The organism is Bacillus sp. FSL R5-0712, assembly GCF_038593285.1.
GTDB lineage: Bacteria > Bacillota > Bacilli > Bacillales > Bacillaceae > Bacillus > Bacillus safensis.
In genome coordinates, this window is the sequence record NZ_CP151981.1 from 3,428,170 (window position 1) to 3,454,344 (window position 26,175).

Here is a 26,175-nt window from a genome sequence, read left to right on the forward strand (position 1 = left end):
CAATCGTTTCCCTTTTGTTCAGCAAGTTATTCGTGTAGTTTTAATGATTCTGCTGAAAAGATAGATCCCATTTCTTTACCTGTGCTTGCTTGGTAGTAATGGCCTTTACCAGCTTTGGCTACTTGCTTCAATTGACCTTCATAGCCATCGTTAAAGTCTAACCCGATCACATTTACAACAGTTGATCCTTTTGAGTTATGCAATTCTTTTGCTACTTTTACTGGATCTCCGCCACAAGTTTCTTCACCATCAGTGATTAAGTACACAATATGCTTTGTTCCCTCAGTAAGCTGCTCATCCGCTTGCTTTGCATTTTCAAGTGCACGTGCAATCGGTGTCCAGCCAGTTGGCCCAAGTCCGTTTAAAGAGTTCTCAAAGCTGTCTTTTTCATAAGGCTGTACGCCGTAGACGCCTCTAATGACTTCACATGATTGAGCTTTACCTGAATTTTTGTTGTTTCCTTCAGAACCAAACAAGCTCATACGAATTTTAGCGTCTTTTGGAAGTGACTGAGCAAATTTAAATACCTCTTGTTTAGCGAGATCAAATTTGCGCTCTCCCTCTACTTTTCTTGCCATACTTCCGCTTGCATCAAGCAAGATTGTCACTCTTACATCTTTGTTATGTTTTTTAACTGTAGATGCTTCTGCAAATACTGGTGAAGAGATTGACATAGATAATGTCAATACAGCTAAGGTTACGAGTGAGAATACTTTTTTCAACATAATTTTCCTTCCTCCTTATGTATTTAATTGAAACACCTTAATCGTAAATTATTCTGTCTTGGAATGGTATAGGACTCGGTCCCTTTTTCTCTTTCATCAAAATCACTAAAATTCTGTCAGATGTCTAGATATTTTCACCTAACACACCCATTATCCTCTCGTTTTCTCTGTCTTTCGAGGGACTTTGTATCGGCCATCGGTTCTTATCGGGACGTAAATGTTTAAGTTTTCCTGACCTGCGTCTTAAGTCGCGATTTGACACATTCTGTTCAAATCTCTTTGAACACACAAAAAAATGCCTCATTTCTGAGGCACTGTTGATTTATTTTTTAGCCATATACGTGTTGAGAAAACGATCGGCTGATTCGATTTGAATTCCTTTATAATAATGTTTCACGATGGCATCTACTTTCTTGCCTGACTGCGCCATATAATGTGCACCATATTGACTCATGCCTACACCATGACCATATCCTTTTGTTGTAATGACAATCTGCTGGCCTTGGCGTTCCCATGTGAAGTCCGCTGAATGAAGGCCTAGTGATTCCCGAATGTCTCGGCCTGACAGTGTTTTACCGTTGATCACGGCTTTCGCTACTTGGTTTCCTGGTGTCCGTTCTACAATCTGTCCGACCTGAGCCTGCTGAGTGAGCGTCACACCTAATTTTTGCTGAAATTCACTGACTGAGATGGTTTTCTTATTTTGAAATTTTGGCGATTTTTCGTCCCATTTACTTGAGACACTTTTCAAATAAGGGATTTCGTTTTTCCAATAGGCTTCGGCATTTTCCGTTTTTCCGTTACTTGTTGAAAAGAATGAAGCATCAATTGGTTTCTCGTCATAAGTCAGCACTTTTCCTTGTGTGCTGGCGACAGCTTCCGTGACCTTTTTTAATTTCCAATTGTACGCTTTCCCCCAAATTTTCTTGAGTTCCTGTTTGTTTTTGTAAACTTGGAACATTTGGGTATCATCTACAAGAGAGCCCTTAGGTGATTTGACAGTCTTATCACTGATCATTTGTCTGACGATATACGTTCTTGCTGCGAGCGCCTGTGCCTTGAGTGCTTCCATTTCAAAATCAGCTGGCATTTCAGATGCTACGACACCGATCACATACTCTTCTAAGGGGATGTTTTCTACCTGCTGATGAGCTGAGCGATAGACGGGGATAGCGACGGGCGATTGCTTCAATTTGACTGAACCCTTCACTTCTTTTTTAACTGATGGTTCTGCTGCTACGTGCTGGCTTGCCGCCGGTTTCCCTTGGAACGTCGGCAACACAAGTAATGTTGGAATCATTAAAATAATGATGCATATTCCTGCGATTGTCCATATCATTGGTTTCATATTTGGCTGCCCCCATTTGTCATTGAATCTCTTTTATCCTATGGGCAGGGACAAGCTAATATGACAGCTTCTTTCATTTAGTGGACAAGTCTTTTATGAAAGGTATGGGCCTGTTCTTAGAATGGATTTTACTGTTCGTCTGTATGAATAAAATTTAAGATGGTTGGATACACTAATGATAAGCTTCGTGAAATGAGGCATTCTATGATTCTAATAAAAAATCAGCATGCCCCAATGGACACACTGATTTCTTTCATGATTACGCGTTCAGATCTGATACAACTTGTTCTTGTGTCACATCTGCCGATTCATCGTTTACTCTTTCAATATCTGCACCGATTGCTGCAAGCTTTTGGTGGAAGTTCACATAACCACGGTCAATATGCTTCAACTCAGTGACACGTGTATGACCTTCTGCCACTAATCCAGCAAGTACAAGTGCTGCTCCTGCTCTTAAATCAGTCGCTGCCACTTCAGCACCTTGAAGTTGAACCGGCCCATTGATAATGACAGAGCGACCCTCAATTTTAATATCGCCATTCATGCGGCGGAATTCTTCAGCATGCATAAAGCGGTTTTCAAACACCGTTTCTGTGATCATGCTTGTTCCGTTCGCACGAAGCAATAGCGCCATCATCTGAGATTGCATATCCGTTGGGAACCCAGGATGCGGCATTGTTTTTAGATCGATTGGCTTGAGCTCAGATGGTCCAATGACTCTTAAACCTTCTTCTTCTTCAATGATCTGAATACCCATTTCTTCCATTTTTGCAACAAGTGATGTCATGTGCTCTGGCACTGCGCCTTTTACAAGAACATTTCCTTCTGTAATGGCTGCTGCCACCATGAAAGTACCTGCTTCAATTCTGTCAGGGATGATGTTGTGTTTTGCACCGTGAAGTGTTTCCACACCTTCGATTTTGATTGTACCAGTACCAGCACCGCGAACCTTACCGCCCATGGCATTGATGTAGTTTGCTAAATCAACAATTTCAGGTTCTTTTGCTACGTTTTCTAAAATCGTCGTTCCTTCAGCTAATGCTGCTGCCATGATGATGTTTTCAGTTGCCCCTACACTTGGGAAATCCAAATAGATTTTTGCACCTTTTAAACGGCCTTTTACTTCAGCCTCGATGAAACCATTACCTACTTGAATTTTAGCACCCATTGCTTCAAAGCCTTTTAAATGCTGATCAATTGGTCTTGAACCAATCGCACAGCCTCCAGGTAATGCAACTCTTGCATGACCTGTTCTTGCTAAAAGTGGTCCCATGACAAGCACGGATGCTCGCATTTTACGGACATACTCAAACGGAGCCTCAGTTTCTAGTGCATGAGATGCATCAACTGATACTTCGTTATTTTCAAAATGTACTTCTGCTCCTAAATGACGTAACACTTCATTGATTGTATATACATCGGAGAGCGTAGGTACATCACAAATTACGCTTTTTTCTGTACTTGCTAACAAAGATGCAGCGATAACTGGTAAAACGGCATTTTTTGCGCCTTCTACTTTAACTGTGCCGTTTAACTTTTGACCGCCGCGGACGATGATTTTTTCCAAGGTCTTCCCCTCCGCGTCCCAAATTCTCTATATTAATATTCAGTCGTTACGATTGGTGTGCCAACCGTAATCGTATGATTTTCGTTCATTTCCGAACTTCTGATGGCAATTTGAACATTCATTTTATCATTTGAAGTCATAATGAACTGTTCCCACTTATCTGTGTAAGCGGAAAGCGACACAAAATTAGACTCAACGAGATACTCAACTGGTTTTGCTTGAAATTCATTTGCTAACGTTTCAGCTTTTTTTTGCAAAACAACATCCATCATACCATTTACATGACCATCGAGACAAGTAAAAATTACAATTTTCTCTTGTAATATGCTTTTTGCATGACGTACGAACTGATCATATGTATGCTCCCAGGTATTCAGTGGGCGAGCACCTTTTTGCTCATATAATAAATACGACTTTTGATTTGATTTTGTGTCGGTCTTCACGAGTAAAATTTTCGATTCTGTATCATTTTTTTCATCTTTGTAAATTCCTGTGACTTTGGTGACATGTTGTTCTTTTTTTTCGGTCCACTCATACTGTCGTAGTTCGTCTTTCAAACGTTTCACTTTTTTTGAAAATTGTTCGGATGAAATATCTACATTTGTTTTGGCATGAAGGGTCCACCCATCGACTTCGATTTGCTGGTTTTTTAGACCTTCTGCTATTTGAGCGAGCGGGGAAGATTCTTCCGCACGAACACCTTGAATCATCAGAACAAAAAAAAGAATAAACGCAAATAATGGCCAACCTTTCAAATACTTTCTCACTTGTCATTCCCCCTTGCTACAAGTGTTGCCGCAAGGAGGGCAATGCATACGTGGAAAAGTCAACAAAAGGCAAGCCTTTTGACCCTTCCTTTTACGTTCCCGCAGAAGGCCGTGACCAAACCTTTTATGTTAGAACATATAAGGAATTTGTCTCGAGAAATTTAAGTAATCAAGGAAGAAATTGCTGACCGCAGATGCGATAGCAATGGTAATGAGCATCATCAGCAGCCTTGCTTGAACGATTTTCCCTTTTTTAATGAGTGGATCAATATTTACAGCAAGCAGTGCCCACCATGTAACCGCGATAAAAAATAGGTGGATCACAATGCCCACGATTGCTTGTTGTCCTACGTCTTCCATACAGTTGAATCCTCCTTTTATTTATTTCTGTAAAGGAAAACTCCCTTTCATTATATCCTCGAAAATCGGAAAGATGAATCATTTGGAAAAAAGAGCTACATTTAGTGTAAATCCCCTCTTATCCTGATGCCAAGGAGATGATATACTGCGTGTGGAAGGAGCTGAACACATTGAAAGATTCTTTTCCTGACTTTGTTGATTTGTACGGAGAATTGGTTCCCTCATTTGATCATGAATGGGAGGCCATTGCTTTCTACTTTGATTATAGACAGACACAGCTAGAAGAATTAGCACAATTGTGTCATTTTCATAACATTTCTTTGGATTACTCTGAGGAAAGCCTGTATCAGTTAGAATCACTATACTTTGATGCATTGACCAAGCAGCTGTTCGCTGAGTGGAAAATGCCAATAGATGCATTAGAAGCGATGATGAGTGTGTATTTAGGAGAGGTTGTCATCCGTCATCATTCAGATGCTGACTGGGTGGTGCGGCCTTATATGGACTCTCCGCACAAATATACGCTTGGTTTACGCAGAAACAATAAAACATGGCATTGCAGTACGCAATTTTGCGAGAACTTATATCTAGAAAAGCAAGCATCTCATCCTTATGTGTCGATGTATCAATCTCTCATGTCATCCTAAAAAAAACCTTCTTATCATTGTGATAAGAAGGTTTTTCTGTTTTATTTCCCTGCTACATTTAAACGGTTTAACGCCCGTTTTAATGCGAGTTCCGCCCGGCGTACATCACTTTCATTCGGGTGGTTCAAATGCTCTTCAGCACGCTGTTTCGCTGATTTAGCACGATCGACATCAACTTTGTCTGATGTTTCAGCGGCCTGAGCCAGAATTGTTACTTGTTCAGGGCGGACTTCAACAAATCCGCCACTTACTGCAACCAATTCAGTTGATCCACTATGTTTTAAGCGAACTGCACCGATTTTTAGCGGAGCAACCATTGGAACGTGGCCAGCTAAAATACCAAGCTCACCGCTTTCTGCTCTTACACTGACCATTTCCACATCCGCTTGATACACTGGGCCGTCGGGAGTAACGATATTGACTTGAACGGTCTTCATGCTTTTACCCTCCTAAGGACCAGATTAGGCCTCTACACCCATCTCTTTGGCTTTTTCAATCACTTCTTCAATGCGTCCAACTAGGCGGAATGCATCTTCTGGAAGGTGATCGTATTTACCAGACAAGATTTCCTTGAAGCCTTTAACAGTTTCTTTCAATGGCACATAAGAACCCTTTTGGCCAGTGAACTGCTCTGCTACGTGGAAGTTTTGAGATAGGAAGAATTGAATACGACGCGCTCTGTGTACCACAAGCTTATCGTCCTCAGATAATTCATCCATACCTAAAATGGCAATAATATCTTGAAGCTCTTTATAACGCTGCAATGTTTGCTGCACTTCACGCGCAATCGCATAATGCTCTTCGCCAACGATCTCAGGTGCAAGTGCACGAGATGTTGAAGCAAGAGGATCAACCGCTGGGTAAATACCCATTTCAGTCAGCTTACGCTCAAGGTTTGTCGTTGCATCAAGGTGAGCGAACGTCGTTGCAGGAGCTGGATCTGTATAGTCATCCGCAGGTACATAGATCGCTTGAATCGATGTAACCGATCCTACGTTTGTAGACGTGATACGCTCTTGCAGCTGACCCATTTCTGTTGCAAGTGTCGGCTGATAACCTACCGCTGAAGGCATACGTCCAAGAAGGGCTGATACTTCAGAACCTGCTTGTGTAAAGCGATAGATATTATCGATGAAGAACAATACGTCTTGACCTTGTTCATCACGGAAATGCTCTGCCATTGTCAAACCAGTTAGGGCAACACGCATACGTGCACCTGGTGGCTCGTTCATTTGACCGAAGACCATGGCTGTTTTTTCGATAACGCCAGAATCTTTCATTTCGTAGTAAAGGTCGTTTCCTTCACGTGTACGCTCTCCAACACCAGCGAATACAGAAATACCGCCGTGTTCTTGTGCGATGTTGTTGATCAATTCTTGAATCAGAACGGTTTTACCTACACCAGCTCCACCGAATAGACCGATCTTTCCACCTTTGATGTAAGGAGCAAGCAGGTCAACAACTTTGATACCTGTTTCAAGAATTTCAACTTCTGTAGAAAGTTGATCAAAAGAAGGCGCTTGTCTGTGGATTGGATCTCTTTGAGCTTCCACACCAAGTGGCTCATCTAAGTCAATGTTATCTCCCAGTACGTTGAATACACGTCCAAGTGTTACGTTACCAACTGGTACTGAAATTGGTTTTCCAAGGTCTACAGCTTCCATACCGCGCTTCACACCGTCTGTTGATGCCATTGCGATGGTTCTCACTGTATCGTCACCTAAATGTAGTGCTACTTCTAAAGTTAAGTCGATATCAACTTCACTTTCGCTTTCCGCTTTATGCGAAACTTTGATCGCATTATAAATCTCAGGCAAGTGACCGTCTTCAAAACGAACGTCTACGACTGGTCCCATGATCTGACTGATGCGTCCTGTTTTCATTGCATTCCCTCCTGACAATTATTTCTATTCTAAGGCAGCTGCTCCGCCGACAATTTCTGTAATCTCTTGTGTAATCGCTGCTTGACGAGCACGGTTGTAAGAGAGTGTCAGGCTGTCGATCAATTCTTTTGCGTTGTCTGTTGCACTCTTCATTGCTGTCATTCTTGCAGCATGTTCACTTGCTTTGCTGTCAAGAAGCGCACCGAAAATCAAACTCTCTGCATATTGAGGAAGGAGAACTTCAAGAATCTCTTCTTCAGAAGGCTCAAACTCATAAGATGCGGAACGTTTATTTGGTGTCGCTGCGGCCGAAAGGTCCGTTAGCGGCAATAATTTCTTCTCTGTTACTTCTTGTGAAATCGCACTGACAAAGTGGTTGTAGAACATGTAAAGTTCATCAAACGCTTCATCAGAGAACATTTGAACGGTACTGCTTGCTAATTCTTTAATATCAGCAAACGCAACTTCGTCTCCAAGCCCTGTTACTTCAGAAATAACTGGAATACCACGCTTTTTGAAGAAGTCGCGTCCGATTTTACCAATAACAATCACCGCATATTCATCAGCGGATTGATGACGAGATTGAATGGTTTGGTAAGCGGCACGCAAAATCGAGCTGTTAAAAGGTCCTGCAAGCCCTCGATCAGATGTAATAACGAGATACCCTGTTTTTTTGACAGGTCTTGAAAGAAGCATTGGGTGCTTAGCACTTGTTCCAGTTGCGATTGCAGCAACCACTTCCTGGATTTTCTCCATGTAAGGAACAAAAGACTTCGCATTGTTTTCAGCACGATTCAGTTTCGCAGCTGATACCATTTGCATCGCTTTTGTGATCTGACTCGATTTTTTCGTTGACGTGATCCTTGACTTTATATCGCGTAATGAGGCCAAAGATTTCACCACCTTTTTTCAGGAATCCGTGTTCATTTACGTGAAAAGAGAGAAAAAGAGAATCTTTTTCTCTCGGAAAGATTACTAATTAGTTGCTTGGTGCAAACGTACGTTTAAAGCCTTCGATTGCTGTCTTCCACTCTTCATCAGCAGGCATATTTCCTGTTTGAGAGATTGTGTCAAACAAGCCTTTATGGTTTTCTTCAATGTACAAGAATAACTCAGCTTCAAAACGTTTAACATCAGCAATGGCTACATCGTCTAAGTATCCTCTTGTTAGTGCGTAAAGAATCGCTACCTGTTTTTCAACTTTAAGCGGTTTGTTCAAGTCTTGTTTTAAGACTTCCACTGTTCTTGCACCACGGTTTAATTTCGCTTGAGTGGCTTGGTCTAGATCAGATCCAAACTGAGCGAATGCTTCAAGCTCACGATAAGAAGCAAGATCCAGACGAAGTGTACCTGCTACCTTTTTCATCGCTTTGATTTGTGCAGAACCACCTACACGGGATACAGACAATCCTGCGTTTACCGCTGGACGTACGCCTGAGAAGAAGAGGTCAGATTGTAAGAAAATCTGTCCATCTGTGATGGAAATAACGTTTGTTGGGATATATGCAGAGATATCGCCAGCCTGCGTTTCTACGAAAGGCAATGCTGTGATAGAACCGCCACCCTTTTCGTCACTAAGCTTCGCTGCACGTTCTAATAAACGAGAGTGAAGATAGAAAACATCACCAGGGAATGCCTCACGACCTGGAGGACGACGAAGCAATAATGAAAGCTCACGGTAAGCTGCCGCTTGTTTAGAAAGGTCATCATAGACAACAAGTACGTGCTTGCCGTTATACATGAATTCCTCACCCATCGTTACACCTGCATAAGGAGCAAGGTAAAGAAGTGGAGCCGGCTGTGATGCAGAAGCTGTGACAACGATTGTGTAGTCAAGCGCACCATGCTTACGAAGTGTTTCAACAACACCACGAACCGTAGATTCTTTTTGTCCGATAGCTACATAAATACAGACCATGTCTTGATCTTTTTGGTTTAGAATTGTATCGATTGCAACAGATGTTTTACCTGTTTGACGGTCACCAATGATCAATTCACGCTGTCCGCGGCCGATTGGAATCAAGGCATCAATTGCTTTAATTCCTGTTTGAAGCGGCTCATGTACAGATTTACGATCCATAACGCCAGGTGCTTCACTTTCGATTGGACGTGTTTTGCTTGTTAAGATTGGACCTAGTCCATCAACAGGCTGACCAAGCGGGTTCACAATACGTCCGATTAACTCTTCACCTACTGGAACCTCCATGATACGACCTGTACGTTTTACGTCGTCACCTTCGCGGATATCTTTGTAAGGTCCTAAAATAACGATACCTACGTTAGACTCCTCAAGGTTTTGAGCCATACCCATTACACCGTTAGAGAACTCAACCAGCTCTCCTGCCATAATGTTGTCAAGGCCATGTACACGCGCGATACCGTCCCCTACTTGAATGACTGTACCGACATCTTTTACTTCAATTTCTGATTGATAGTTTTGGATTTGCTGCTTTATCAGCGCGCTAATCTCTTCAGCTTTGATACTCACTAAGGTTTCACCCCTTCTAACGATTTTCGCCTGCAAGCTGACGTTCAATGCGGGAAAGCTTTCCGCTGACACTGCCGTCATAAATGCGGTTTCCGATACGGATTTTCACTCCGCCTATTAGATCCTTGTCAATCACATTTTCAACACGCAGTGATGTGACTCCGGCTTTTTTGGCAAATACTTCAGATAAAGATTGAATTTCAGCACCGCTCAGCGGTTTCACTGAATACACGACCGCATCGTCTATTTGTTTCGTACGGTTTGCAAGTTTCACAAACTCAGACGTCATTTCAGAGAAAATATTCGTGCGTCCGCGGTCAATCAGTAAATACATTGTGTGCAATACATAAGTAGAAACACCTTTGAAAGCTTCAGCAATCAACTGTTTCTTTTTGTCTGCTGTAATCTTTGGATGAACAAGGAAGTCATTGAGTTCTTGATCAGCCTTTAGAACTTTTTTGATCTCATTCAGCTCTTTTTCAGTTTCGTCTACTGCCGAAGAAGCAAGAACGATGTCAAAAAGAGCAGAAGCGTAACGCTTAGAGACAATAGTTACGCTCATCGGCTTTCGCCTGCCTCTTTAAGGTACTCTTGAATCAATTTCTCTTGTGCCTGCTCATCAAGTTCTTTTTCAATCACTTTAGATGCAATCAGCACAGATAGTGATGCAACCTGCTCACGCAGTGCAGCCACAGCTTGTTCTTTTTCTTTCACGATTTCAGTTCTAGCAGACTCTTTCAAGCGCTCTGATTCTTGACGTGCTGCTTGAATGATCTCTTCTTTTTGTTTCTCACCAATCTTTTTCGCATTTTCGATGAGTGTATGTGATTCTTCGCGTGCTTCTTTCAATAAGACACGTTGTTCTTCAAGAAGCTTTTCAGCTTGAACGTGCTTTTGTTCAGCACTTGAAATTTCATTTCCTATATAATCTTCACGCTGCTTCATAATACCTAATAAAGGTTTAAGCGCAAATTTCTTTAAAAGTGCAAGCAAGATGAGCATAGCGATAAGCTGGAATAACATATCACCGGCGTTGAAACTTAAGCCCCCTGCTCCTAAAACCACTGGTAACTGAGACATTTAGTACGGCAACTCCCTTCTTTAAATAATATGTTAAGAAACAAAACATAAAGGAATGGCGAAGTTTCGAACTAATCTGATCTTCGCCATTAAAATTCATATTAGAACGCTTCTCACATATTAACCAAAGAATGCCAAGAATGCGATAACGACAGCGATAATTGGAAGTGCCTCAACTAAAGCGACCCCGATGAACATAAGTGTTCTTAGTTCTCTACCAGCTTCTGGCTGACGAGCGATTCCTTCAACTGTTTTAGATACGATTAGACCGTTACCAATACCTGCTCCTAGTGCTCCTAAACCGATTGCAATTGCTGCTGCTATTAAATTCATTAAAAAGCTCCTCCTTTAAAATAACGTCCTTTTTGGACTCTCAATTTTTTAGTGTTCGTCGCTGACTTTATGGGAAATGTACACCATTGTCAGCATGGTGAAGATAAATGCCTGGATTGTTCCGACAAACAAACTGAATGCCTGCCATACAATCATCGGCACGATGGCACCTAATGTACCAACGATACCAAGCGCAATATTTTGCGTGTAGAAATTGGTCGCAAGTCCTGCAAGTAACCCAAGAAGAATCTCTCCAGCGAAAATATTTCCGTAAAGACGCAAACCAAGTGTTAGCGTGTTTGCAAATTCTTCAATAAGTTTCAATGGTACTAAAAGTGGAATTGGTCTAAAGTAGTCTTTCGTATATTCCTTGACTCCTTTTGCCTTGACACCGTAGAAGTGTGTAAGTCCCATGACCATAATTGCTAGTGTCATTGTGATTGCAGGATCAGCAGTTGGTGATTTCCACCACAAGTTGTGATCGACCGTAATCGAGAACGGCAGTCCAAGCATGTTTGAAACAAATATGTACATGAGTAATGTAACGCCAAGCGCTAGAAATGGGGCTCCTGTTTTCATGTCCATCGAACTACCTATGATATTTCGAACAAAATCAACGATCCATTCCATGAAGTTCTGCGCCTTAGTCGGACGAATAGACAGAACACGAGTAGTCAGCACCGCTATGAGAAGAACGATGATACTAGCAATCGTAATCATGAGAACATTGGATAAGTTGAACGTTAACCCTAAAAATTCTGTAGTTTTTGAACTGTGACCCAAAGAGTATTCACCTCTCTTCCATAGTAGAACGTTTAAGTTGAATGAAGGAATCTATCATAATGACAGGATATATTGTCATTAATCCTATAACAACACCTGCCAGATGAACTTCATTAGGGTAACGCCAAGCAATCGCTACTGCGAGAATCGCGTTGGCCCACCTGGCTGTACTTCCCATTGAACGAATGGATTTTCCTTTTTTAACCGCTCGATCAAAAGCGTGCATTCTCCGTATAAGTAGGAATAAATTAAAGAAAGCAAAAATTGTGCCGATAATGAAACCAAGAAACAATGGTTTAAAACCAGGCATGGCATAGCCAAACACAAAAATTGCCAATAGATAGAACATGTATTTACTCTGTCTGCGGAAAATCGCGTTTGGATCGTTCATTCATCTGACTCCCGATGAAAAGTATTGTAAAAAAGGTGATAAATGGTGATGAAAACTGCGTAGAAGACGCTGATGATAAGCCGTCCTATTCGAAAAAAATCAATCACCCATCGGTCTAATTGCACAATCAGACTTGAAATCTTTAGATCTATGGGATGCTGCTTCATTCGTTGATACAAACCCTGATTATTAAAGGGTTCACAATGAGGATTAGTAGAGTGCTATAGGCTATGAAAACCTTACCATAATACCCTCGTTTAGCATACAATAGCGTCTATGATGTGTCAATCGGTTGAAAGTTAAAAAACTTTTCTATAGTGATAGAGCACACAAAATGTTCACAATTTCATCAAACTTTAGGAGAGATGTGACATTCATTGAAAAAAACAGCCAATGTTCAGTATACATTGATTTTTCTAAGAACGGTATCAATCCTTTGTCATATATTTCAAAAAGCCCACATGCACGTTTGCATGTGGGCTTTTATTAAGACTTTCTTATTTCGTTCCGTACATACGGTCACCAGCATCCCCAAGACCTGGGATGATGTAACCTTTTTCGTTTAGTTTCTCATCTAATGCTGCAATGTAGATATCAACATCTGGATGATGCTTTTGCATTTCTTCTACACCTTCAGGGGCAGCAATCAGACACATAAAGCGAATGTTTTTCGCACCGCGTTTTTTCAAGCTGTTTAACGCTTCGACTGCTGAACCGCCAGTTGCAAGCATTGGGTCTACTACGATAAATTCACGTTCTTCCACATCTGATGGAAGCTTCACATAATATTCAACAGGCTTTAATGTTTTCGGATCGCGGTATAAACCGACATGTCCCACTTTAGCAGCTGGAATGAGTTTCAAAATCCCGTCTACCATTCCAAGACCTGCTCTTAAAATTGGCACAACCCCGAGTTTCTTCCCTGAGATCACGTTTGATTTCGCTACTTGTACAGGTGTTTCTACATCTACCTCTTCAAGCGGTAAGTCTCTTGTGATTTCAAATGCCATTAATGTTGCGACTTCATCCACTAGCTCTCTAAATTCTTTAGTTCCTGTATGAACGTCACGAATATATGTAAGTTTGTGCTGAATAAGCGGGTGATCAAATACATAAACCTTTGCCATTGCTTGCTACAACTCCTTTTCTGTCATCTTCCGGTGAACTTTGCACACTTCCTACAATTCTACATAAAAAGACATCATCTTTCAATATGATTCGCAAATCCTACAAAAAAAACCCACATGCCAAAAATAGGCAAATGGGTCTGTTTTTTAATAATCTAATTCGTTATATAGAGGGAAACGGGCCGTAAGATCAGATACACGCTTTTTCGCCTCTTCTAATTTCGCTTCATCTTCATGATGTTTTAGCGCAAGTGCAATAATGGAACCGACTTCTTTCATCGCTTCTTGATCAAAACCGCGGCTTGTTACTGCTGCTGTACCTACACGTACACCGCTTGTGACAAATGGTTTCTCTGGATCATAAGGAATTGCATTTTTGTTCACTGTAATACCGATTTCATCAAGAACGTTTTCTGCAATTTTTCCTGTGATGCCAAGAGAACGCAAGTCGATGAGAACAAGATGGTTATCTGTTCCGCCAGATACAAGCTGAATATCTTCAGATAAAAGTGTTTCAGCTAGTTGTTTTGCATTATTAATGACGTTTTGTGCATATGTTTTGAAATCTCCGTTCAATACTTCACCGAAAGAAACAGCTTTTGCAGAGATGACATGCATCAGTGGGCCACCTTGAATACCAGGGAAGATCGATTTGTCGATCTTTTTACCAAACTCTTCACGGCATAGGATCATTCCGCCGCGAGGTCCGCGTAATGTTTTGTGAGTTGTTGTTGTCACAAAATCTGCGTAAGGAACTGGATTTGGATGAAGACCTGCTGCAACAAGACCAGCAATGTGAGCCATGTCGACCATAAAGTAAGCACCGACTTCATCAGCAATCTCACGGAACTTTTTGAAATCAATTTGGCGTGGGTATGCACTTGCACCCGCAACGATGAGTTTCGGCTTATGTTCACGTGCTTTTTCAAGTACATCTTGATAGTCGATATGCTGAGTTTCTTTATCTACACCATATTCTACAAAGTTGTACTGTACACCACTAAAGTTTACAGGGCTTCCATGTGTTAAATGCCCGCCATGTGATAAGTTCATGCCAAGTACTGTATCGCCATGCTCAAGAATTGTAAAGTATACGGCCATGTTCGCTTGAGCACCTGAGTGAGGCTGTACGTTCACATACTCAGCGCCAAAAATTTCTTTTGCGCGGTCACGTGCGATATCTTCCACAACGTCTACATGTTCACAGCCGCCATAGTAGCGTTTACCAGGATAGCCCTCAGCGTATTTGTTTGTTAATACAGAGCCCTGTGCTTCCATGACTGCTTCGCTTACGAAGTTTTCTGATGCAATTAATTCGATTTTGTCCTGCTGGCGTTTCCGCTCTAGTTGAATTGCTTTGAATACTTGTGCGTCTTGCTCAGGTAAATGTTTCATCAGCGAAATCCTCTCCAATCTATTTCCATTCGATGTTTTCACCATCTCATTGTACACGGTTTTTGAGTAAAATGTAAAAGTTTTTTTTGGAAAATCGACTTCTTTTTTATGAAAACCCGAATATTCAAGTGGTAAAGCGTCTTCATCATTCAACATTATATTAGAAATATATCGAAGCTATGATCTTGTATAAACGGCTCGTTCTCCGCCAATCAGCTTCGGACGCGTTTTCGCAAAAGTCACATGTGCATGTCCTAATCGATGACGACTGAGGCGGACAGGTACAGCGACTCTCTTTAAGTGCATCCCAATTAACGTATCGCCGATATCAATTCCAGCATGTGCCTCAATGCATTCGACTAATACAGGATGTTCCATTTGCTGATATGCATGAGCCGCCATCGAACCACCCGCTTTACGGACAGGTACTGCAGCTACGATCTCCAGGTTAAAACGGAAAGCCACTTCTTCTTCAACAACAAGGGCACGATTTAGATGTTCACAGCATTGAAAGGCGAGTTCAATCCCGGTCTCTCGTCTTAACTGATCCAATTCTTGATAGATAGAGGCAGCAATTTGCTCACTTCCTGCAGTACCAATATGCTCACCAGCCACTTCTGACGTACTGCAGCCAATGACTAAGATTTGCCCGGCACGCAATTCAACTGTTTGATGAAACTCTTTTAACATTTCAAGCCAATCTTGACCAATGTTCATGTTAAGCGCTCCTTATAGGTGCTTTTCTTCGTAATCAGCAATTTTGCCAATCCGCACAGCATGGCGTCCTGCTGTAAACTCTGTCGTCAGCCAAATGTGCGCAATCTCACGTGCTAATCCTGGTCCAATCACTCGCTCTCCCATTGCAAGAACGTTCGTATCATTATGTTCTCTCGTTGCTTTCGCACTAAATGTATCATGAGCCAATGCACAGCGAATTCCTTTTACTTTATTTGCTGAGATGCTCATGCCGATGCCTGTCCCACAAATTAAAATGCCGCGGTCGACTTCTCCGTTTGCCACCATATTGGCTACAGGGAAAGCATAATCTGGGTAGTCTACAGAACCTGATCCGCATTCACAACCCATATCAATGTATTCAATCTTCAATTCATCCATCAGTTGTTTGATTTCTTCACGAATATTCGTTCCGCCGTGATCGGATGCAATGGCTACTTTCATCGGGCAATTCCTCCTAAGGGTGAGTTGATCTGTTATGTCTTACATTCATTCTTTATTCACAGTTATATTTTAACCTCTACCTAGTGATTTGCAAACAATAGCAGAAAAACCGTTGAGGCAACGGTTTTACAGGTTATCTATTATGATGATCTTTTTTCAGCTTCTCAGCGAGCTGATACAGTAAGGCTTCTAGTTCATCTCGAGTTTCCTGATAAACAGAAAGACTTCCTCCAAACGGATCGGATACATCGCCTTCTGTTCCTGTCGCAAATTCCTTTAAAGTGAAGACCTTGCCTTTTGCATGCGCATATTGCTCTGCAATCAACTGTTTATGCTGCATCGTCATCGTGAAGACGTAATGAGCTTCGCGCAGAAGATCCTCTGTCAATTTTGATGATGAGTGATTCAGTGGAATGCTTTTCTCAAATAATGCTTCGATCGCTTGAGGAGAAGCCTTCCCTTCATCGGAGGCAAAAATGCCCGCTGATTTTACAGTGACCTCTAAACCTTTTTCATCTGCAATGGAAGCAAAAAGGGCTTGAGCCATTGGACTTCTGCATGTATTTCCCGTACAAACAAATAAGATTTTCATCTTTCGCCCTCCTTTTCTTCTATTATATAGCATTTCATTCTACATGTTATGTAAGGAGACTGGCTAGAGCGGAAATAATAATTTGATACCAAAGGCTAGTAAAATGATTCCGCCAAGCGCGCCGCTATATGAACCCACCCATGACCGAACCTGTTTACCGAGTAATAATCCGAGCCATGTGAGGAGCATACTAAAAAAACCAAACAATAATATAGTCATCCACACCTGTGAACCATAAATCCCGAGGCTTAAACCAACGGAGAAGCTGTCTAGGCTTACACTTGTCGCAAAAAGAACAAGACCAGCCCCAACAGGTGCGATAAAGGGCTTATCCTCTTTGCGGATAGAAGCAACAATCATTTGCAGTCCCAGCACCAAAAGCAGCGCCCCGCCAATATAGGTGGCAAGAAGACCGAGCCATCCAGATAAGAGCTGACCTGTCAGCATGCCAAAAAGCGGCATAAACATATGAAATATCCCAATAACAAGTCCAATATAAATGATCTGGCGGAACCTCAGCTGAATCATTCCCATACCAAGTCCAACCGAAAAAGCATCCATCCCAAGTGCAAAAGCCATAATGCTGAGTGTCAGCAATTCGCCAGCTAGTTCGTTCATGTAAATCCCCCTTGGACACACATTCTTCTTTAACCTATGTTTGTCCAAGAAAGGTTAGAACTATTGGAACGAAGGGAGTGTACGCCCTCCTGCGGCTTTTTGCAGACGGTTCATAATGGCAGAACCAACTCCCTCTTCTGAAAAGGCTTCTGAAATGATCAAGTCTACATCTGTTTCATCAAATTGTCTCAGTACACGATAAAGGTTTGCAGCAACCGTTTCAGGTTTTTCTCTCCATCCACAGCTGTACACAACATCTGCCGCAAACAGCGATTTCTTTTCTTCTGTTGTCAGCACTCCGACTTTTAGCCCTTCAGCTTTGTATTTCTGTATGTGACGCTGCATGTCTTCATCACTTCCATGAAAGATATACATCTTGGCTTCAGGTGCATAATGTGTGTATTTCATTCCCGGCGATACAGGCGCTTCGTCCTTTTTTGTCAGCCCTGGGTCCACACTCACCGTCCCCACGACCTCTTCTAATGCTTCCTTTGTAATTCCGCCTGGTCTTAAAATCACTGGGGTCTCACCGACACAGGATACAACCGTTGACTCAACGCCAATTCCAGTTGAACCGCCATCCACAATCCCAGCGATTCTTCCTTCGAGATCACTCGCTACATGATCAGCTTGTGTTGGTGAAGGTTTTCCCGAACGATTGGCACTTGGTGCAGCAATTGGCAGACCAGCTGCTCGGATGAGCTCAAGCGCAATGGGATGATCAGGCATTCTCACACCTACTGTGGATAAACCTGCTGTAACCTGCTTTGATAAAGTGCCTGGCTTACACGGAAGAACGATGGTTAAGGCGCCCGGCCAAAAGGCATCCATCAGCGCCTTCGCTTTTTCACTTTCTATTTGTGCAAATTCGTGAAGCTGCTGAACCTCCGCAATGTGAACAATCAACGGATTATCACTCGGACGCCCTTTCGCTTCATAAATTTTCATAACGGCTTCTGTCTCTTTCGCATTTGCCCCGAGTCCGTAAACGGTCTCCGTCGGGAAAGCAACCACTTCATTTTGCTGCAGCAGATCGGCCGCCTGTTTAATTTGTGGATAGTATGTGGATAAATCCTTTTCTAAATCCACAGACCACCTTTTTGTATTTAACATCCTACAAACTCCTTTTAAAAAAGATAAAACTGTTGATATATCTCAATTATCCTTTTGAAAGTATAAAAGATGATGATCAATAAAACAAGCGTTGTCCACAATTTGTGGATAACGCTTGTTTTGTAGTGGATAAGTATGTGTATAAGTCCATCATTTTGTGATTAACTGCCTTTTTTTTGCAGGACCACAGCCTGTTCTTTCCCCAATGTCTCTTTCGCATGTGCAGAGCTCCATATGCTTTCTGGAATTTCCTTTAAAGGCGTAAAGCCCATTAATGCCAAAAAATCATGGGAAGAGGAATGGTTTGCGACGACATAAAAAGTATCCACACCCATTTTTTCACCGAGCGTTTGAACACTTTGGAACAAAGAGACAATGTGTCCCTGACCGAGCTTATCTGATATGACAAGAGACCGCAGCAATCCCTCTTGTTCATTGAGCTGTTCAAGACCTAAGCAGCCTGCCAGCTGACCATCCGCATCTTCCATCACTACAAATGCCGTTCGCTCCGCAAGTGTTACTCCGCCTTTTGCTTGTCCCTTTTCAAGAAAAGCATTGATCGCCGGGACATCTTCTTCTGTAGCTATTCTTAATTGATAATACATGCTTTCACCTCTTTTTGATCTCTTACTTCAACTCTATGAGGCAAAAACCGATTTATACCTTTTTTAAGAGAAAAGACTAGAGACCCATTCGAACAAAAAGAACTTCACTTCACCTGTCTCTTCTTCCTCTTCTTTCACCACTTCATTAACAGACTCTTTCGTTTGCTGCGCTGTCACTTGTTTATCATCATCCCCTTCTGGTGAGGCGATGGCTTCTCCGTTTGAAAAATCGATAAAGCAGAGCGGCGGAAATAACACACACCACCAGTTGGCACCGTCTCCTTCTCCAAGCGTAATTAAAATGGCTTCATATTTCCCAGCAGGATAGACGAGATTTCCATAGAGCTTTGTTGGAAATGAAGCTTTTTGAAAACTGACCGATACGGATTGATCAATGTGCTGTTCCTTCAATTTCGCTTTAGCAATACGATTGATTTCTGGCAGCTTTGATCGAATGACACGTCTTGCTTCTTCAATGGATGTGAGGTCTTTGACCCACTCCGTCATATTCGCATTGACCTCGTCACGAATACTTCTTTTCACATCCTGATCCGCTGAACGATCACTATTTGCTAAAATGCGTAATCGAATCGCTTCATCTGGTATGACAACAGGCTGATTTGCAGAAGCAGCGGCTGTCTCCTCCTTGCCAAGGTTTGCAAAAGCACCGCATAATAATAGAAACATATAAAGACAAATCATCGTTTTACTTTTCAACATTGTGTGTTCCCCCCACTTTTTCTCTTCGCTACAAACATTGTGTCCAGGAAACTCATTTCATAAACAGTCAATATGAATTTTTTAATAGATTATGAGTCAAAACAAAAAAGCCGTTCTCATTAAGAACGACTTTTGAGTGAGGATTGGTAGTCAGAAGGGTATAGTCTCCCATCCCAATCTCGGCTGATTTTTAAACCAGATTCTGTTTTGATGACAGTCATGGCTCCTTTTTTCTCGATTTCTTTTTTGACTTTTCCTTTTTGATCGATAAATTGGATCACCATTTCATAGTTAAATTCAATTCTGTCATCGCTTTCATCTGAAGGCGAAAACATAATTTTTTTCAGCTTAATTTGACAATCTTGATCCTTCGCCGCTTCTAATATGCTCGGGAACATGCTGTCTTGTGTATATTCTTGATATTCATGTTCGGTTAAATAAACCTTCAGCTTCTCTTTCATGTCAGATAGGTCATCCGTTCGATTCACTGTGTATTGTGCTTTTTTATAGCTTTCTCCAAATGCTGCTGCCTCTTTTTTAAAGCTCGGTTTACCACAAGCACTCACAATCAATAGTACACTGACGATGACCAACACCATCGCATACCTTTTGTTCACACCATTCGCTCCTTCAAAACAAATTTATGTAAAAAATCATGATCAGAATGTTCATTCTTCTATATATACGTTTCTCTTTTACCATAAGTTTCATCTTTACATAATAAAATAGTCCGGCTTTCTTCAGCCGGACTTTCCGTTTTGAATGTGTGCGCAAACAGCTCGATCTTTTCCGTTAATATCTTTGACGATGCAGACATCCGCTTTAGGAAATGCCTGCTCAAGTAGCGCTGTGACATCTTGACCTTGCGTATGTCCAATTTCAAAGACAACAACTGCTTGATCACTCAGCACGCTGGGAAGATCATGAACGAGACGCTGATAAAACCACAAGCCATCGCGTCCGTCCGTCAGCGCATTCACCGGCTCATGCTTCGTCACAACCTCAGACAGACTGTCCATTTCTTCCGCCGCAATATAAGGTGGATTGGAAATAAATACATCTACTTTAATGCCTTGAGCTATAACCGGTTCAAGCAAATCTCCATGTAAAAAATGAACGTCTGCACCGAGCGCTTGTTGATTGCGTTTTGCTACCGCAAGCGCTTCTTGTGAGATATCAGTTGCTGTGACAGATAGTGATTTTTTTTCAAGAGCCAGCGTAATCGCAATGGCTCCGCTTCCTGTGCCAACGTCAACTGCTTTGAGCGGCTGACCGGGCGGGAAAACGTCACCTACCAAATTGAGCGCCGCCAGAACAACTTCTTCCGTTTCAGGACGAGGAATAAGAACATGCTTGTTCACCTCGAAAGGACGTCCGTAAAAGAATTCAATACCCGTTAAATGCTGAACAGGAACACCCGCCTTATGCTGTGTCACAAATTTGCTGAACAGTTGATCTTGCTCCTCAGGCAGCGCATCATGAAATCGTGCAAGAAGCTCACTTCTGCTCCAGCCGAGCACATGCATCAACAGGAGTTCTGCTGCATTTTGGTCTCTGCCAGCTTCCGTTAACAAAGAAGAAGCCCATTTAAGGGCTTCGAAGATTGTTCGCTCTTTATTTTGCATCTTGAAGCTTTCTTGCTTGGTCTTCCATAATTAGTGCATCAATGACCTCGTCAAGTTTTCCTTCTAAAATTTGATCAAGCTTTTGAATCGTCAATCCGATGCGGTGGTCTGTTACACGGTTTTGCGGGAAGTTGTACGTACGGATACGCTCTGAACGATCCCCTGTTCCAACCGCAGATTTACGTGTTTGATCATATTCAGCCTGTGCTTCTCGCTGGAATTTATCATAAATTCTCGCACGAAGTACTTTCATGGCTTTTTCTTTGTTTTTAATTTGTGATTTCTCATCCTGACAGGACACAACAACACCTGTTGGAAGGTGAGTTAATCGAACAGCAGACATGGTCGTATTGACACTTTGTCCGCCAGGTCCGCTTGATGCAAATGTATCCACACGGATATCTTTTTCATGGATATCAATTTCAACTTCCTCAGCCTCAGGTAATACAGCGACTGTCGCAGTAGATGTATGGATCCGTCCGCCTGATTCTGTTTCTGGAACACGCTGCACGCGGTGTGCACCATTTTCAAACTTTAGTTTGGAGTATGCGCCTTTCCCGCTGATCATAAAGATGATTTCTTTATAACCGCCTGTGCCAGTGACACTCGCTTCCATCACTTCCGTTTTCCAGCCTTGCATTTCAGCATAACGGCTGTACATACGGTAAAGGTTTCCTGCAAAAAGAGCAGCCTCTTCTCCACCCGCTGCACCACGAACCTCCACAATAACGTTCTTATCGTCATTCGGATCTTTCGGGATCAGCAAGATTTTCAGCTCGTCTTCTAAACGTTCCGTTTCTACTGTGAGCTCTGAAATTTCTTCTTTGACCATGTCGCGCATCTCGGCATCCAGCTTCTCTTCGAGCATTGCTTTTGCATCATTCAGCTGGTCGTATGCCGCACGATATTGTCTATATACCTCAACAGTTTCTTGAATATCAGATTGTTCTTTCGAATATTCACGAAGCTTCTTAGGGTCGTTCACCACTTCAGGGTCACTTAAATATTCATTTAGCTTTTCATAGCGTTCTTCAATTGATTTTAAACGGTCTAACATGGTCTTCACCTCTGTTTTGTGCGTAACAGTCTAATTATAGTATAGCGGGGTATGACAGTCAAAAAAATTTCCAAAACAATTGAATTCCTGCAATTTTTCGCTAGAAAACACGATCTTTGGCGATTGGTTACTTGTTTTGTCTAACGTGAAGGAACAGGAACTCTTAAAAGAGAATGGTACTTGTAATTGAAAAAAGGGAGGGCATTTGGTTTGAATACAAATGAGGTTGCAAAGGAAATTGGTGTTTCTTCAAAAACGATTCAGCGCTGGGTCAAACAGCTCAACATCCCTGTCGCCCGGAATGAACTTGGACATTATGAATTTCATGAAGATATCGTACAGCTGCTCAAAGAGGTCAAACACCAAATGAGTGAAGGTGTGATCCTCCAAGACATTCAACTGCCAATCCATAAGGAAACCGTTCGTCAATCAGCACCTGCTGCCGAAACTGATGTCTCCATACAACGGATTGAAGCATTAGAAAAGCAAGTGAAAGAGCTTATTCAGCAGCAATTACACGTCACTGATGTAGAAGACCGCCTGCAAGAGCTTGAACGGAAATTGGCTAAAAAAGCAGATGAAGGTGTATCGTATCAGCTGCTTCAGCACCGCAGAGAAATTGAAGACTTATCCACAAAATTTGACCGCCTCGCCGCAGCCTTGAAACAACCGTCACAAGTAGAAGAAAAAAAGGAAATCGCACACCCCGACATCAAAAAAAAGCGTGTACTCTTCCCTCTGTTTCATTCATTTCGCTAAGAAAGGCTGCCTCGTTTGGCAGCCTTTCTACTATATTATACGGTAAGTGCAATAATGATCGGTAATGTGATGAGTGACATGATGGCACTGATCACAAATGCGGATGCAGTTTCCGCCTCTTGTTTTTCAAATCGTGTTGCGATCATTGCTGCAACAGCTGAACCTGGGAAGGCTACAAGTAATACAGCTTTTGTAATTTCATCAGCCGAAAGACCCATAAGAACAGCAATAAAATACATAAGTAATGGTTGTACAGCTACTTTTAGCAATGCAATACTGAAGGCTGGCAAGCTTAATTTAATTTTGCGAATACCAACAGTGACACCGACTGCGAATAACGCAACCCCTGATGTGACGCTGCCAATTTCCTCTAACATTTCATGTCCGATTGCAGGAAGTTTAAATCCTAAAAGAACAAGAATGATACTGGCTAACGGTGCAAGTGCAAGCGGCTCTGATAAACCGTGCAAAATTGCTTTTGTCGTCATTTTTAGGAAGCTTTCGCCTTCTTTGGCTTTTCCTTTTGTTTTTTCACCGACAGTTGACACAATAATAGCAATTGGATCAAGCAATGCATTTACAACTATTCCGGTAATCGCAATCGGAATTGCAACCTCTTGAGCTCCAAATAAACTGCCCAAGACCGGAATCCCCATAAATGCAAAGGTCGGTTGTGCTGAGTTTAACGAGAAAACAGAAGAATCTGTTAAATCATATTTAAAAGCAAATTTCGTAACTAAAAGGATAATGATATAAAAACCAACGATTCCGAAAATCAATGCAACGAAAAATGGAATTTGACTATAGAATTTATCTTTTGGTGTTGACAGAATACTGGCGATAAAGTGCGCTGGTAAAGCATACTTTGTAACAAGTGTACTTACACCTTTTGCAGATTTAGCGTCATAGCTGCCGAAGTTCCCTGCGAACCAACCCAGCGCGATAACGAAAAAAATCGGTGCTAGGAGGATCAAAATATTTAAAAAGTCCATCTTACTCTTCCTCCTTAAATCCTTTACATGTTTCTTATTTATTGCGGCATTGCTTAGATTACCCGAAGCAATGCCGCGTTACACATTTTATTATGCTCTTACAATTTTTTTATATTCAGGAATCCACATTGCGTCTTTCACAGCTTGTTCGATGTTGTCAGGCGTTTTTCTTGCGACACCATCTTCAATTGCTGCTTTCGCTACTTCAACAGCTACATGAATTGACACTTCTTGCAATTTATCAATACTTGGAAGAAGACCAGCACCTGGTTTCTCATGATCAACCATTTCAGCAATTGCATTCGCAGAAGCAACGAACATGCCTTTTGTGATGATTTTTGATTCTGTTACGATTGAACCAAGACCAAGTCCAGGGAAAACGAACGCATTGTTTGATTGTCCGATTTCATGTTCAATTCCGTTATACTCAACGTTTTCGAACGGGCTTCCTGTTGCAACAAGCGCACGGCCGTCAGTCCATTTGAATAGATCCTCTGGCACAGCTTCAGCAAGCGGTGTTGGGTTAGACATTGGCATGATCACTGGACGCTCTGTATGAGCTGCCATTTCTTTAATGATTTCTTCAGTGAATGCGCCGCCTTGACCTGATGTACCGATAAGGATGGTCGGCTTCACCCTACGAACAGTTTCAGCAAATGAGATTTGCCCTTTTTCATCGCGTGCCCAACCTTCTACTTCATCAGAAGTACGCAGGTATGGTTTTTGGAAATCAAGCACTTCATCTTCAAATTGATCTGTTAGCAATCCTCTGTAGTCTAATGTCCAGAATGCATTGTTTGCTTCTTCTTCTGTTAGACCTTCAAGAACCATTGTGTCACGCATTTGATCTGCGATTCCAATACCAGCTGATCCAGCTCCGAAGATGACAACACGGTGATCTTTCAATTGAGTACCAGTTTTCTTGACAGCTGCAAGAACACCCGCTAAAGTAATGGCACCAGTACCTTGAATATCATCGTTGAAGGTTAAGATGTTATCGTTGTATTTTTTCATGATGTTACGCGCATTTTTGTTTCCAAGGTCTTCCCAGTGAAGCAATGCTTTCGGGAAGAATTTAAGTGCTGCTTTCACATAAGCATCAATGAATTCTTCGTATTTTTCACCTTGTACACGTTTATGATGGTTCCCAATGTATAATGGATCATTCAATAATTTTTCATTGTTTGTTCCAACATCTAATACAACTGGAATCACGCGGCTAGGATCAATACCTGCTGCAGCCGTGTAAACAGCTAATTTACCGATTGCGATGTTGATACCACCAACACCCCAGTCACCAATTCCAAGAATACTCTCAGAGTCAGTTGCAACGATGAGGTCAATATCTCCAGCAGTTGCGTGCAAGTTTTCAAATGCTTTCTCGATTCCGTCAATGTCGTCGATTGAAAGATAGACACCATGAGGTCTTCTGTATTCATGGCTGTATTCTTGAATCGCTTCACCAACAGTTGGTGTGTACACAACTGGAAGCATTTCACGAAGCTTTTCTGTTAGAAGCTTGTAGAACAATACTTCGTTACGGTTTTGCAAATCACTTAAGTATACGTTTTGACGAAGACGATCCGGCTGAGCTAGAAACTGCTTGTACGCTCTTTCCGCTTGCTGTTCTAAAGTTAGAACCGTTGGAGGAAGTAAACCTTCTAGTCCAAGCTCTTGTCTTTCTTCTTCAGAGAAAGCAACGCCTTTGTTCAACGTTGGAATCGATAATACATCTTTACCTGTCAAAGTGGTTTCGAGGTACCCTTCTTTTGTTTTCTTCACGTTGTTCATCAAAAACTACCCTCTTTCTAAAATATAAATAAAGTGAACTATTAATCCAAAGAACGATTAAGGAGAAAAATCCTTAATCAAAAAAATTATGACAAGAAATCGAACTTTTCGTTTAAATGCTTTACACTACAGTTAGTCATTTTATGCCTGCTTATGACAAAACGCAAGCGTTGAAAATTAGATAATTTAATCGTAGTGTTATTTAATTTATTTAAGTACAAATGATGGGT

Annotated in this window: 30 protein-coding genes; 2 read left to right on the forward strand and 28 right to left on the reverse strand. The window is 41.8% G+C overall.

What is annotated here, in order from left to right; all coding sequences use genetic code 11:
- Positions 1–26: 26 nt before the first annotated feature.
- The 5 genes from NSU11_RS17680 to NSU11_RS17700 form a co-directional block, all read right to left on the reverse strand.
- Positions 27–725, reverse strand: coding sequence for a VWA domain-containing protein (locus tag NSU11_RS17680; protein ID WP_034622539.1), 699 nt, complete (start codon positions 723–725; stop codon positions 27–29).
- A gap of 322 nt (positions 726–1,047) precedes the next feature.
- Complete coding sequence (spoIID, locus tag NSU11_RS17685) at positions 1,048–2,073, reverse strand: stage II sporulation protein D (RefSeq protein ID WP_073207712.1); 1,026 nt, start codon at positions 2,071–2,073, stop codon at positions 1,048–1,050.
- A gap of 259 nt (positions 2,074–2,332) precedes the next feature.
- Positions 2,333–3,640: a UDP-N-acetylglucosamine 1-carboxyvinyltransferase gene (gene murA / locus NSU11_RS17690; RefSeq protein ID WP_024423722.1), complete on the reverse strand. Its 1,308-nt coding sequence runs from the start codon at positions 3,638–3,640 to the stop codon at positions 2,333–2,335.
- Between the two features lie 32 nt (positions 3,641–3,672).
- Positions 3,673–4,407: a YwmB family TATA-box binding protein gene (locus NSU11_RS17695; RefSeq protein ID WP_073978872.1), complete on the reverse strand. Its 735-nt coding sequence runs from the start codon at positions 4,405–4,407 to the stop codon at positions 3,673–3,675.
- 129 nt (positions 4,408–4,536) lie between these two features.
- Positions 4,537–4,767 carry a DUF1146 family protein gene (locus tag NSU11_RS17700; RefSeq protein ID WP_024423724.1) on the reverse strand — a complete coding sequence of 77 codons (231 nt, stop codon included), beginning with the start codon at positions 4,765–4,767 and terminating at the stop codon, positions 4,537–4,539.
- A 137-nt stretch (positions 4,768–4,904) separates the two neighbouring features.
- Between NSU11_RS17700 and NSU11_RS17705 the strand changes: the two genes are divergently transcribed.
- Positions 4,905–5,414 carry a hypothetical protein gene (locus tag NSU11_RS17705; protein WP_232624124.1) on the forward strand — a complete coding sequence of 170 codons (510 nt, stop codon included), beginning with the start codon at positions 4,905–4,907 and terminating at the stop codon, positions 5,412–5,414.
- A 41-nt stretch (positions 5,415–5,455) separates the two neighbouring features.
- On the opposite strand, the gene NSU11_RS17710 is transcribed toward NSU11_RS17705, so the two are convergent.
- From NSU11_RS17710 to prfA, 21 genes are all read right to left on the reverse strand, one after another.
- The gene (locus NSU11_RS17710) at positions 5,456–5,851 is read right to left on the reverse strand and encodes a F0F1 ATP synthase subunit epsilon (RefSeq protein WP_003214592.1); all 396 of its coding nucleotides are present in this window, start codon (positions 5,849–5,851) and stop codon (positions 5,456–5,458) included.
- 24 nt (positions 5,852–5,875) lie between these two features.
- Complete coding sequence (gene atpD / locus NSU11_RS17715; RefSeq protein ID WP_024423726.1) at positions 5,876–7,297, reverse strand: F0F1 ATP synthase subunit beta; 1,422 nt, start codon at positions 7,295–7,297, stop codon at positions 5,876–5,878.
- 24 nt (positions 7,298–7,321) lie between these two features.
- Positions 7,322–8,188: a F0F1 ATP synthase subunit gamma gene (locus NSU11_RS17720; RefSeq protein ID WP_024423727.1), complete on the reverse strand. Its 867-nt coding sequence runs from the start codon at positions 8,186–8,188 to the stop codon at positions 7,322–7,324.
- An 88-nt stretch (positions 8,189–8,276) separates the two neighbouring features.
- The gene (gene atpA, locus NSU11_RS17725; protein ID WP_342493701.1) at positions 8,277–9,785 is read right to left on the reverse strand and encodes a F0F1 ATP synthase subunit alpha; all 1,509 of its coding nucleotides are present in this window, start codon (positions 9,783–9,785) and stop codon (positions 8,277–8,279) included.
- A gap of 16 nt (positions 9,786–9,801) precedes the next feature.
- Positions 9,802–10,347, reverse strand: a complete 546-nt coding sequence (locus tag NSU11_RS17730; protein ID WP_024426340.1) for a F0F1 ATP synthase subunit delta — start codon at positions 10,345–10,347, stop codon at positions 9,802–9,804.
- A complete protein-coding gene (gene atpF / locus NSU11_RS17735; RefSeq protein WP_008354935.1) occupies positions 10,344–10,865 on the reverse strand; it encodes a F0F1 ATP synthase subunit B in 522 nt (173 codons plus the stop codon). Before atpF ends, NSU11_RS17730 begins: the two co-directional genes overlap by 4 nt.
- 120 nt (positions 10,866–10,985) lie before the next feature.
- Positions 10,986–11,198 carry a F0F1 ATP synthase subunit C gene (atpE, locus tag NSU11_RS17740; RefSeq protein WP_003214968.1) on the reverse strand — a complete coding sequence of 71 codons (213 nt, stop codon included), beginning with the start codon at positions 11,196–11,198 and terminating at the stop codon, positions 10,986–10,988.
- A gap of 48 nt (positions 11,199–11,246) precedes the next feature.
- Positions 11,247–11,981 (reverse strand): F0F1 ATP synthase subunit A, encoded by a 735-nt coding sequence (atpB, locus tag NSU11_RS17745; protein WP_024426341.1) that lies wholly within the window; start codon positions 11,979–11,981, stop codon positions 11,247–11,249.
- A 7-nt stretch (positions 11,982–11,988) separates the two neighbouring features.
- Entirely contained in the window at positions 11,989–12,372 is a 384-nt protein-coding gene (locus NSU11_RS17750; RefSeq protein WP_024423731.1) for an ATP synthase subunit I, read from the reverse strand.
- A gap of 497 nt (positions 12,373–12,869) precedes the next feature.
- A complete protein-coding gene (gene upp / locus NSU11_RS17755; protein WP_003214553.1) occupies positions 12,870–13,499 on the reverse strand; it encodes a uracil phosphoribosyltransferase in 630 nt (209 codons plus the stop codon).
- A 147-nt stretch (positions 13,500–13,646) separates the two neighbouring features.
- On the reverse strand, positions 13,647–14,894 hold the full coding sequence (gene glyA / locus NSU11_RS17760; RefSeq protein WP_024423732.1) for a serine hydroxymethyltransferase: 1,248 nt from the start codon (positions 14,892–14,894) through the stop codon (positions 13,647–13,649).
- A 177-nt stretch (positions 14,895–15,071) separates the two neighbouring features.
- On the reverse strand, positions 15,072–15,611 hold the full coding sequence (locus NSU11_RS17765; RefSeq protein WP_024423733.1) for a TIGR01440 family protein: 540 nt from the start codon (positions 15,609–15,611) through the stop codon (positions 15,072–15,074).
- 12 nt (positions 15,612–15,623) lie between these two features.
- Entirely contained in the window at positions 15,624–16,073 is a 450-nt protein-coding gene (gene rpiB / locus NSU11_RS17770) for a ribose 5-phosphate isomerase B (RefSeq protein ID WP_003214714.1), read from the reverse strand.
- A 133-nt stretch (positions 16,074–16,206) separates the two neighbouring features.
- Positions 16,207–16,665 carry a low molecular weight protein arginine phosphatase gene (locus NSU11_RS17775; protein ID WP_024423734.1) on the reverse strand — a complete coding sequence of 153 codons (459 nt, stop codon included), beginning with the start codon at positions 16,663–16,665 and terminating at the stop codon, positions 16,207–16,209.
- A 63-nt stretch (positions 16,666–16,728) separates the two neighbouring features.
- Positions 16,729–17,283: a manganese efflux pump gene (locus tag NSU11_RS17780; protein ID WP_024423735.1), complete on the reverse strand. Its 555-nt coding sequence runs from the start codon at positions 17,281–17,283 to the stop codon at positions 16,729–16,731.
- Positions 17,284–17,343: 60 nt separating this feature from the next.
- Positions 17,344–18,396: an L-threonylcarbamoyladenylate synthase gene (locus NSU11_RS17785; protein ID WP_149126193.1), complete on the reverse strand. Its 1,053-nt coding sequence runs from the start codon at positions 18,394–18,396 to the stop codon at positions 17,344–17,346.
- A gap of 161 nt (positions 18,397–18,557) precedes the next feature.
- A complete protein-coding gene (locus NSU11_RS17790; protein ID WP_044330897.1) occupies positions 18,558–19,001 on the reverse strand; it encodes a general stress acyl- n-acyltransferase in 444 nt (147 codons plus the stop codon).
- Between the two features lie 63 nt (positions 19,002–19,064).
- Positions 19,065–19,718, reverse strand: a complete 654-nt coding sequence (gene spoIIR, locus NSU11_RS17795; protein WP_281237594.1) for a stage II sporulation protein R — start codon at positions 19,716–19,718, stop codon at positions 19,065–19,067.
- 122 nt (positions 19,719–19,840) lie between these two features.
- Positions 19,841–20,320: a hypothetical protein gene (locus NSU11_RS17800; RefSeq protein WP_122631700.1), complete on the reverse strand. Its 480-nt coding sequence runs from the start codon at positions 20,318–20,320 to the stop codon at positions 19,841–19,843.
- Positions 20,321–20,461: 141 nt separating this feature from the next.
- Positions 20,462–21,346, reverse strand: coding sequence for a peptide chain release factor N(5)-glutamine methyltransferase (gene prmC / locus NSU11_RS17805; protein ID WP_342493702.1), 885 nt, complete (start codon positions 21,344–21,346; stop codon positions 20,462–20,464).
- Positions 21,336–22,403, reverse strand: coding sequence for a peptide chain release factor 1 (gene prfA / locus NSU11_RS17810; RefSeq protein ID WP_122631635.1), 1,068 nt, complete (start codon positions 22,401–22,403; stop codon positions 21,336–21,338). The genes prmC and prfA overlap by 11 nt, the downstream gene beginning before the upstream one ends.
- A 210-nt stretch (positions 22,404–22,613) precedes the next feature.
- Between prfA and racA the strand changes: the two genes are divergently transcribed.
- Complete coding sequence (gene racA, locus NSU11_RS17815) at positions 22,614–23,162, forward strand: chromosome-anchoring protein RacA (protein WP_133744468.1); 549 nt, start codon at positions 22,614–22,616, stop codon at positions 23,160–23,162.
- A gap of 35 nt (positions 23,163–23,197) precedes the next feature.
- On the opposite strand, the gene NSU11_RS17820 is transcribed toward racA, so the two are convergent.
- Entirely contained in the window at positions 23,198–24,154 is a 957-nt protein-coding gene (locus tag NSU11_RS17820) for an AEC family transporter (protein ID WP_024423743.1), read from the reverse strand.
- A gap of 90 nt (positions 24,155–24,244) precedes the next feature.
- Positions 24,245–25,945, reverse strand: coding sequence for an oxaloacetate-decarboxylating malate dehydrogenase (gene malS, locus NSU11_RS17825; RefSeq protein WP_024423744.1), 1,701 nt, complete (start codon positions 25,943–25,945; stop codon positions 24,245–24,247).
- Positions 25,946–26,175: the final 230 nt, after the last annotated feature.